Annotated in this window: 10 protein-coding genes; all 10 read right to left on the bottom strand. The window is 47.6% G+C overall.

The window, feature by feature from the left end:
- Window positions 1-255, bottom strand: a 255-nt coding sequence (locus NTW12_10245; protein MCX5846714.1) for an acyl-CoA dehydrogenase family protein, incomplete at its 3' end; no start/stop codon positions are given.
- Window positions 256-310: 55 nt separating this feature from the next.
- Window positions 311-1,093, bottom strand: a complete 783-nt coding sequence (locus tag NTW12_10250) for an enoyl-CoA hydratase-related protein (protein ID MCX5846715.1) — start codon at window positions 1,091-1,093, stop codon at window positions 311-313.
- Between the two features lie 33 nt (window positions 1,094-1,126).
- Window positions 1,127-1,984 carry a 3-hydroxybutyryl-CoA dehydrogenase gene (locus tag NTW12_10255; GenBank protein MCX5846716.1) on the bottom strand — a complete coding sequence of 286 codons (858 nt, stop codon included), beginning with the start codon at window positions 1,982-1,984 and terminating at the stop codon, window positions 1,127-1,129.
- Between the two features lie 170 nt (window positions 1,985-2,154).
- Window positions 2,155-3,513, bottom strand: coding sequence for a thiolase family protein (locus NTW12_10260; GenBank protein ID MCX5846717.1), 1,359 nt, complete (start codon window positions 3,511-3,513; stop codon window positions 2,155-2,157).
- A 317-nt stretch (window positions 3,514-3,830) separates the two neighbouring features.
- Window positions 3,831-4,991 (bottom strand): acyl-CoA dehydrogenase family protein, encoded by a 1,161-nt coding sequence (locus tag NTW12_10265; GenBank protein MCX5846718.1) that lies wholly within the window; start codon window positions 4,989-4,991, stop codon window positions 3,831-3,833.
- A 94-nt stretch (window positions 4,992-5,085) separates the two neighbouring features.
- Complete coding sequence (locus NTW12_10270) at window positions 5,086-5,985, bottom strand: acyl CoA--acetate/3-ketoacid CoA transferase subunit beta (protein MCX5846719.1); 900 nt, start codon at window positions 5,983-5,985, stop codon at window positions 5,086-5,088.
- Between the two features lie 20 nt (window positions 5,986-6,005).
- The gene (locus tag NTW12_10275; protein MCX5846720.1) at window positions 6,006-7,061 is read right to left on the bottom strand and encodes an acyl CoA--acetate/3-ketoacid CoA transferase subunit alpha; all 1,056 of its coding nucleotides are present in this window, start codon (window positions 7,059-7,061) and stop codon (window positions 6,006-6,008) included.
- Window positions 7,062-7,198: 137 nt separating this feature from the next.
- Window positions 7,199-8,350 carry a hypothetical protein gene (locus NTW12_10280; GenBank protein MCX5846721.1) on the bottom strand — a complete coding sequence of 384 codons (1,152 nt, stop codon included), beginning with the start codon at window positions 8,348-8,350 and terminating at the stop codon, window positions 7,199-7,201.
- 558 nt (window positions 8,351-8,908) lie between these two features.
- On the bottom strand, window positions 8,909-9,505 hold the full coding sequence (locus NTW12_10285) for a LuxR C-terminal-related transcriptional regulator (GenBank protein ID MCX5846722.1): 597 nt from the start codon (window positions 9,503-9,505) through the stop codon (window positions 8,909-8,911).
- On the bottom strand, window positions 9,435-10,488 hold a 1,054-nt coding region (locus tag NTW12_10290; GenBank protein ID MCX5846723.1), incomplete at its 5' end, for a PAS domain-containing protein. The genes NTW12_10285 and NTW12_10290, both read right to left, overlap by 71 nt.

The raw sequence follows: 10,488 nt of genomic DNA on the forward strand, positions 1-10,488 counted from the left end.
CACTCCGCAGCTTGCACAGGCTTTGGAAATCTCGATCATACAGAGAACATACGTCACGATATCCATGCCCGCCCCGCCGTATTCCTGAGGTACGGCAACGCCCATAATACCCATTTCGCCCAGTTTGCGGCAGATTTCTTCGGGATGCCTGTGGGTTTTGTCCAGTTCTGCGGCGATCGGTTTAATCTCCTGTTCCGCGAACTTCTTTATCATATCTTTTACATCTCGCTGATCCTCTGTTAAACCAAAATTCATGGCTCATAACCCCCTTACAATGATATATTATTAAAATAACTTATAAAACAGCAAATCAACTTCCTGTGAAAACCGGCTTCCTCTTTTCGAGGAAGGCCTTCATCCCTTCTTTCTGATCATCCGTGCTGAAGCACTGGGCACAACATTCTACCTCTAATCGTATGGCATTGTCGAGCGAAAGATCGTAACCAAAATTAATTGCATGCTTGGCCATCTTGAGGGCAAAACCGGGCATACCTGCCAGCTTGCCAGCGAACTTTTTCGTTTCCGCGAGAAGTTGATCAGATGGGAAAATCCTGTTTACCAGGCCGATTTCATACGCCCTTTTTGCATCGATCATCTCGCCGCTCATGATAAGTTCCTTGGCCCTTCCCATACCGATTAACCGCGGAAGCCTCTGGGTTCCGCCCCACCCCGGTATCAGTCCGATCAGAATCTCAGGCTGGCCGAAACGGGCTGTCTCCGAGGCAAAACGCATATCACAGGCCATGGTAATTTCCGTACCGCCGCCTAATGCGAAACCGTTCACTGCTGCAACGGATGGCTTGGAAAGTGTTTCAAGCAACCGTAATGTCTCATTGCCCAATTCCATAAAAGCAAGCGCCTCCTTGGGCTTCAGGTTTTGCATCTCCGCTATGTCAGCACCCGCCACAAAGGCCTTTTCTCCCGCCCCGGTCAGAATGATTACTTTGATAAGGTCGTCATTCTTGCAGCATGTTACTGCATCAAAAAGTTCTTTCATCGTCTCGGAATTCATGGCATTCAGGGCCTTTGGCCGGTTGAAGGTTATCGTGGCAATACCCCCTTCAATTTCAAACAAGAGGTTTTTATATTCCATCTCTGTTCCCCTTTTTTAATATATTCTTATAAATCACTTGCTATAATCGTAGAATCCTCTTCCCGTTTTTCTCCCCATGTATCCCGCATCCACATATTTTTTCAGCAGTGGGCAGGGACGGTACTTGGAATCCCCGAATCCCCTGTGAAGAACATCCATGATGGCCCAACACGTATCCAGTCCGATCAGGTCGGCTAAGGCCAGGGGACCCATGGGGTGATTCATGCCTAAAACCATGATGTCGTCAATGGCCTTTGGTGTGCCAACCCCCTCCATAAGAGCGTACACGGCCTCATTAATCATAGGCATGAGAATCCTGTTTGCTATGAATCCGGGAAAGTCATTGCACTCCACAGGCACTTTCCCAAATTGTTTGGAAAGCGCCTCTGTTGTGTTGTATGTTTCCTGAGACGTAGCCAGACCTCTGATGATCTCAATAAGCCTCATCACGGGAACAGGGTTCATAAAATGCATCCCGATGACTAAAGAAGGCCTCTTTGTCACACCGGCTATCCTTGTGATCGGTATGGACGATGTATTGGTAGCCAGGATCACTTCCGGTTTGCAGATTCCATCGAGTTTTCGAAATATATCAAGCTTGAGATCTTCTCTTTCCGTTGCTGCCTCTACAACAAAATCGGCATCCTTCATGTCCTCCAGGCTGGTACTCTTCTTGATGCGGCCCATTATTTCCCCTTTCTGGGCGGCCGTGAGCTTTTCCTTGGCAATAAGCCTGTCTAAGTTTTTTGCAATTGTATCATACCCTTTATCGACAAATTTGTCTGCAATGTCGTTCATAATAACATTAAGTCCACCGGGACTCGCCGCAACCTGGGCGATGCCGTTCCCCATCTGACCGGCACCGATAACACCGAATGTTTTAATTGCCATCACTGCCTCCTCAATAACTTATATTTTTGGGTTCTTCTCCCCTATAGCTGCAAAAAGGGTTTAAGGGTTCGAGGATTAAAGGGTCCAAGTGTTTGAACCATGCACTTGAATCCTTGACCCCTTTTTATAGCCTCTAAGTACTTTACTCGAATCCTTGACCCCTTGAATCCTTAAGATACTTTAATCAGCATCGCGTCACCCTGAGCATGACCCGAACAGATTCCGCATACACCGATCCCACCGCCTCTGCGCCGCAACTCATAGGCAAGGGTCATGACGATTCTGGCGCCCGTCGCACCGATAGGGTGACCATAAGCTATGGCGCTTCCGTTTACATTGACTCTTTTAAACATATCTTCCTTGCTCATGCCCAAAATACAGCGGGCGCTGACCAAGACAACGGCGGCAAAGGCTTCATTAATTTCTATAAGATCTATCTGATCGAGGGTCATTTCATTCTGATCGAGAATCTTTTTAATTGCAAGTCCCGGCACTGTCGCAATATCCTTCGGCGGCTGTGAAACCTCGGCGTAATCCAGTATGGTAAACAGGGGATTTACGCCCAGTTCATCCGCTTTTTCCCTGCTCATGACGAGACAAACATCTCCGCCATCATTGACGCCCGGTGCGTTGCCGGCGGTAACACTGCCGGGGCCTCCGGTTACCGGGCTTTTATGGTTGAAAACCGGCGGCAATTTTGCCAAACCTTCCATGGTCGTTTCCGGTCGCGGCCCTTCGTCTTTATCGACGATAACAATCTTTTTCCCCTGCTTTGCCTCTACAGGGAATATCTCATCATCCAGTTTTCCCGTCTTCATGGCGTCAACCGCCGCCATTTGCGAATGCAGAGCCCATTCATCCTGATCCTGCCGTGTAATTCCGAATTCATCACCCACTTCAGAGCCGTGAATGGCCATATGCCGGTTATAGAATGCGTCCCACAGTCCATCGTAAACAACTAAATCAACGACTGACCGGTCAGGGAGTCCCATCCTCGCCCCCCATCTCATCTCGGGGAGAGCATACGGACCATTGCTCATGCTTTCCTGGCCGCCGGCTATGCAAATTTCAGCCCTTCCCAGTTGAATCATCTGGACTGCCAGATCAATGGGTTTTATTCCCGAAGAACACACTTTATTGATCGTAATAGAGGGAACAGACTCCGGAATACCCGCAAGAATCGTAGCCTGCCGGCTGGGAATCTGACCGCAACCGGCGGGTACAACCTGCCCCATAAAAATATAATCCACATCCGATGGTTTAACCTTTCCGTTCGTTCGCCTTACAACTTCTTTTATCGCCAAGGCCCCAAGCTCAGGAGCGGTAAAGTCTTTCAGCGCCCCCCCGAATCTGCCGTATGGAGTCCGGCATGCTTCTACAACGACAACTTCTCTAACATTCCTGTATTGATTTTTTATCTTCCGTCCCATTGTCGCAAAATCCGGTTTTCTCTCACCTAATTTTGCAATTGGAGCATTTGCATACATCTGGGCCCTGGTCTTTTCCAGTTTCTGCGGCACTTTTTCCATTCCTGCCCCCGTTATTTTAGAGCTTTACAAAAACCGACTGTTGTCTTCAAAAAAATTAAGTTATACTTTGAGCGCTTTTTAAAGACAATTTCAAAGCGACTTTTGATAATGAACAGTCAAAATTTTTTTATGACCTTATGTACAATTTAGTTTTTGCAGCCATAGACTTTTGCATGCGCAAAATATTGCGTACTTTCAATTAACTGCGCGAGTGAAAGCTTTCAACTCCTGTAATGACTTAAAAAGTCCTCAACTGCCCTCTCATCATATCCAAGCTGTAAACCACTCTGCCCTGGAAACCTTAGACCAGGTTATTTCTATTCCTTCAGGCTGTTCAGGATATCCCTGGCAATAATCATCCTCTGTATCTGGTTGGTCCCTTCATAGATGCATGTAACCCGGACATCCCTCGCGTAACGTTCGACGGGGAATTCTCTTGTGTATCCATATCCCCCAAGCATCTGAATGGCATTGTAACAGGCCCTGTCAGCCGCTTCCGTTGCATAATATTTTGCCATCGATGCTTCTCTTGCAAAGGGTTTTCCCTGTTCTTTTTTAAATGCGGCATTCATGAGGAGAAGCCTTGATGCCTCAAGTTCCGTATAGGATTCTGCAATCATCCACTGGATAGCCTGGAAATTTGTTATCGGCTGATCAAATTGCCTTCTATTCATTGCGTATCGTGTGGCATAATCCATGGCGGCAAGTCCGATACCTAAACCTAGAGATCCAATGCCGATACGTCCGCCCGCCAGTTCTCCCGTGGCTGTCTTGAAGCCGCCATTTAATTTTCCCATAAGGGCCGATTTCGGTATCCGGCAGTCTTCAAAGATGAGTTCGTTTGTTGTTGAGGCACACTGCCCCATTTTGTGTTCTTCTCTTCCAATGGTTAGACCAGGGGCGCCGTTTTCCACCAGAAATGTACTGATGCCGCTGCCTTTCTTCGCACTTTTGTCAGTCACCGCCCAAACAACGAAAACACCCGCATATTCAGCACTGGTAATAAACATCTTTGATCCATTGAGAACCCATTCATTGCCGTCCAGGATTGCGCTGGTCTGAAGGGCTGCCGCATCGGAACCGGCCACGGTTTCAGTCAAACCAAACCCGCCGGCAGCGTATTCGCCGGAACAGATCTTCGGGATGTAAACCATTTTCTGTTCCTCAGATCCAATTGCCTGGATCACCTCACAGACCATGTTATTGACCGATAGGGTCACTGCCGTCGAGGCACATGCCTTTGCAATCTCTGTGACCGCCAAACTGAAGGCCACCACACCGGCTTCAGACCCTCCATATTCGCTCTTCACATTGATTCCCATCAGACCGAGTTCGGCGAGTTTCCTTAAATTTTTTAATAAGGTTTCCCGATCTCCCACCTGGTCGAGCCGCGCCGCTACCGGCTCCAGTTCTGTTTTTGCGAATCGCCGTGCTGTGTCCTGAATGATTATTTGCTCTTCTATCAGATCTAAATTCAGAACCATTCCTCCTTTCTTATAATCCTGCCACCCTGCCTAACCGGCAGGGTGACAGGGTGTACATTCGAGTTATTTTCTTCAACCTGATTATTTCTTACCCTTCAATGATCGCTTTGATCATGGACGGATATTCCGTTTTTGCGGGCAGGAAGATCAATTCCGGATCAACGAACTCTCTGAGGACGAAGAGCTCTTTGTAGGTCGGATGTGGCGTCTCACCGTTGACCTTTGAAACATTCAAGTCAAACCCGCAATTCTCTTTGACCGCCTCCACAGTGATACTGGGGTGTAAGGTTTCCAGGTAAATGATTCCCTGTTCATCAAACCGGTATACGCCCATATTGGTTACTACTCCCGATGGTCCGCAATCCGCGAAGGGTGTCCCCTTCCAGACCTCCTTCTTCGGTTTCCACTCCCGTGTCTTGAAATCCCAGCACCACCAGCCGGGTGTTGTTGTATAATCATTCCTCTCGAGGAACCTCCTTTTCTCCTGGAGGATGATGTACGCGACCCTTTTCGACATGGTTCCTATATCGGAATTCCCTCCGGAACCTGTGAAGCGATGTGTCGGGTTATAGTAATCCCCGACCGATGTCACATTGACTCCTCCATACTTGTCAATTGCAGCTCCTCCGAGAAACCCTAAGGTCACGAAGCCTTGCTGCAGATAGTATCCAAAGGTATCAACCAGCCCGCCAATGGTGGAACACAGATATGCCGCCCGCTGGTCGGTGACGGACATGGGCACATGCATGGTTTTACCATCACAGATTCCTGATTCATAGATCAACACCGCGTTGGGTGCATTCAGCATATTGGCTGCCATAATCCCCACCATGGGAAGTCCCGTACCGGCAAAGACAATATCGTCATTCAGGACTTCGTGAGCAATAGCAATCGCCATCAATTCCGGCAGAATAAATTCACCCGCCTTCGCCGGCTCATCGGGCATTTTATCGATCAATTCCATCAATTCTTCCATCGATTTAGCCATTTTCATTTCCCCCCTTTCCTTTAATAACCACTTCGAGCGACAGATAAAGGCATCTTCATCCTGGGCGCCGGATTCTTTCCCCGCATCATCTTGGTGCTGTATCCGGTGGTGCTGTCCGCTTTGAGAGACAATAATTTCTTCGCACCGAGCTTCACAATGAAGTCTTCCCAGTGCTTCGGAGCAAAGACCCACTCATCGAGCCATTTTTTCAAATCTTCAGGGTTTCTTGATGCCTTATCCATCTCCCTCATAAACGGCGCGTCATAGTCATAGAAGAAGGGAACACCACTTGGGAAAGCTCCCCAGGGCACTTCCACAATGGCATCCACAGTAAAGAAGGGAATCTGGTTGGCTTCAGGATCCTTCCTCATCTCCGCCTCGGGAACAATTTCTTCAGCGGTAATGACAACCTTGTCACAGGCGAAGGAAATTTCCTTATCAATCGTACCTATACCTCTCCACCGCGCCGTTCCCTTATCACCCACCTGGGATACGTGGATGATTGCCAGCTCCGGCCTTGCCGCGGGAAGAAGGACGACCTCTCCATCACCATAGAAGGGTTCCTCAATCTGTATGAACTTTTTCTTCGCAATCCTGGGATTTTTACCATTTCTGAGGCCTGCCTTCCCCAGCGCATCATAGTCCGGATTGTAGAGATCCGATCCCTGTGGCGCATAATAGGGAATGAAGGGCGCCCCGATGGCGCCGGCGAGAAACCTCATGGCCATGGCGCCATGAGAGTAATCCTCGAGCAATATCTTCTTTGTCTTGTAGAGCCGTTCCATGTTAATATCAAGTTTTCCCGCCATCTCGCCCCAGCCCATCCAGTCGGTTTCATAAATCTTAATGGCGCCGACAGTGTTGAGGAGCCAGGTGCAGGCACTGCCGTGCCTGTCCATAACATGCAGGTCTTTAAATCCCTGCCTTACAGTCTCCCAGGTAAATGCCATCGGGTTTCTGTTGAATGCTGTGAACCCGCTGAAGGCGCACATGATTCCATCGTGCATATATTTCTTGACCGCTTCCTCAAGCGTCATAATTTCAGCTTTTTTAGCTTTTCCTCGAATTCTCGCCATAACTTTCTCCTTTCAAAAAAACTGTTCCCAATCGTAAACCGTTCCTGTTCCCTGAATCACAATCTCTGTTGATGTGCAGGATACGTTTAGCCGGAGGCAAAGGAGACGTCAATCCCCTTTACCTCCATACCAATTAATTAATGATGCTCATCATGGACATAGAATGGCCATTTGTGGAAGAACCATTCGTTCCAGAGGAGCGGGATGATCCACCAGAAATTCCAGATGAGGGACTCACCGTGAGCTAATCTATGACCGATATCGCCGTGCATATGCTCGTTACCCAGTCCCCAGTAACCGAAGTTTATGTAGTAGTAACACACGTACAGAACTACTGTTAAAATAAGCACACCTGCTGTTCTAAACCAGAAACCTCCCCAGGAATCTACATCCTTCTGGGGGCACATGTCATCGAAATAGTGGTGCCACTGGAGGAACGGGATCAGGGTCATACCGGCGATTTCAGCTGCATGTATCCACAGGAAGCGCGCCGGGTTCCCCTTATCCCCCGCGGGTATTGCGTGAAGAACTTGATCCATCGGTGCCCAAAGCGGAATGGTGTTGTAACAAAACAGGGCTATGAGATATCCAAGGACAACGGTTATACCAAAAGAAACCAGACCTTTCGCGGGCTGGGGAAGTTTGATGAGCGACCATGGTTTCATGCGCCAGACATTCGGCGTCATGAAGAGGATGATGATCATCCACTCCCACCAGCCAAAGACCCAATACACATGGGGAGTGCCACCCGACAGACCGACCCACCAGGGAGTGTTGAATCCAATAGAAGTACCGAACATCTTGCCCCAGACCAGACCAAAGAAAGGAACGATAAGTACTACATAGAAGAAAAGGGTGAGCAGGCTGCACCAACCGATCTCGGCGAAACCGGCGGCAGGCTGCTCAAGGTTGCTGGGACGGATCGGCCATTTACCAAAGTAGATTGTCACAAACGGATACGAGAAGAATCCGATCAGAACAAATCCCACGATTGCACTCTGCGCAAGGTGCGCTTTTTGCATTACCTCCAAGGTAATTATTTTCCCGTCGGGCAACACTATCGCCCCTGCGGCTGCCAGTTCATTAAGATTGGATTGGCTCAAGAAATTGAACCCTATACCAAAAATCCGATAAAAAATCACTTCGATAACAAACCATGTGAGGGCCGCGTTCGCGATGGTCATAACAACGCCTCTGACGGCTGGCGATAACTTCTGAAAGGGCCAGTCACCCAAAAACATGTGCTGCCATAACCCCACCAAAATCATCACGGCGAGTATCATAACCATCGGGTAAGGAAACCAACCTACGGGCCCACGAGGATCGCTTAAAATATACCAGGTAATCCACGCGATCACAAAAAATGCTATGGTAGAAATAATGCCTGTCATGGGTTGCCCCCAACGAGGCCGCAATGCTCCTGCCATAATGTCATCCTCCTTTTTTAATTCTTAATGACAGTAATTATACATTTTCCTCAATCCGCTTATCGCACTACACTTTTTTTAAGCCGATGATCACCCCCTTACATAAATTGTATTTCTCCCTGAATGCTTAGATAAATATCCATACTCCGCTTGTTTCCTCAATTAAAAAGGTCATGGACATCCACGCATGGCCTCAAGAAAGACTCTGTCATTATTGTTTTTCTGAATACAAACAGGTGTGAGAGACATGCTTCTGAAAGAAAGACCTTCATTATTAAAACCTCCGTTTTAATTTATGTCCCCCTCCTGAGTTGAGAGTTACTTTTAGGAATGCTCGATTTTCTTTTATTTTATTATAGGAACAAAAATGAAAAGGCAATATTAAAAGGTTTATAGATAATATTAAGAATAAATTAATATTTACGTGAGGGACGTCAGGTACGAACTAAGGTTATGTTTTTTTGTCAGGCTCAGTTTACGTCTGATATGATAGCGGTAAACATTAACCGCACTATCGGAAACATTGAGAAACGACGCGATCTCTTTCGTAGTTTTTCCCTCTTTGATAAGATTGGCAATCTGCACTTCTCTATTGGTAAGATTTAAATATTTAACCGACAATTTTTGGGCAAAGGGGGATATGATATCTTTCAGATTCGATTCAAGGACATTGACATACGACATGCTCTTCATATCCATACCGGTTTTCAACTTCTCTATATGCGGCAGAATAAGTACTTTAACATTCGATAATACATTTTGTTCAAGCTCGCTTCTATCCTCTTCTCTCTGTTTCAGCAAAACCCTTAAGGCCGCGTTCAGGTCCTCAAGCTCATTTGTCTTAGCTTCAAGCTCCATTTCCCTTTTTTCCAATGCCTCCTCTGCATGCTTGCGCTCGGTTATGTCCCGGATCGACTCGATGGCGCCTACGATGTCCCCCTTGCTGTCATAAAGAGGGCTTGCCTTTGCCCAGAGAAAGGCCTTCTTCCCCTTTAATAAAGGGACCCATGTCTCCACAATCAGAAGATACTGCTGCTTCTCGAGGATACAGAAAATCAATAATATCCGCTAACCGTCTCTCCGACTCCCGCAGCGCCTCTTCCGCCTGCTTTCGCTTGGTAATATCTTTCCCTATCACCAAAACCACATTCTTATCCTGCAATATTGTTGGTGTAATGGTCATCTCCATAAACTTGACCTTGCCACGGATGTAGTATTCAGTTTCCACAGACCCACCGGATTCCCACAAGGATTTATGTGTTTCAAGTTCATGCCGTTTTTTGTTCGGTGGAATGAAATCGAGTATATTTCTCGACAAAAGCTCATCTTTCGTACACTGAAAGAACTGGAGTGCCGCATTGTTGCACGTGATATAATTTCCCTCTGTATCGATAACCACGACAGGATTTGCCGTTCTCTCGAACAACGTGCGGTATCTTTCCTCGCTCTCCTTTATTACCTTCTCAACCAGTATGCGTTCGGTAATATCACGGACCACAACACAGATTACATTCCGTCCCCCCAGGTCAAACGCACTCGTGGATGCTTCCACGGGAAACACTGTTTTGTCTTTTTTCCTGTGATAGCGAAGCGGTATTGTGTGCTTTTTCCCGATGAGCGTTATCTCTACAACTTTCTCTGACTCCTCCGGTTCTGCGGTGATGTCTGCAAGTTTCATCTTGAGAAATTCCTCCCGGGTGTAGCCGTACAGTCTCAAGGTGCTCTCATTTACGTCGATGAACCGGCGCGTATCCGCATCAAAAATGTAGATGGCATCCGGTACCGTTGCGAAAAGCTGCCGGTATTTTTCTTCACTCATTCGCAGCAATTCCTCCAGTCGCTCGCGCTTGGTAATGTCGCGGATCGACTCGATGGCGCCTACGATGTCCCCCTTGCTGTCATAAAGAGGGCTTGCCTTTGCCCAGAGAAAGGCCTTCTTCCCCTTTAATAAAGGGACCCATGTCTCCACAATCAGAAGATACTGCTGCTTCTCGAGGATA

This window comes from Deltaproteobacteria bacterium (assembly GCA_026388545.1).
In the GTDB taxonomy this organism is placed as follows: Bacteria; Desulfobacterota; Syntrophia; order Syntrophales; family UBA2185; genus JAPLJS01.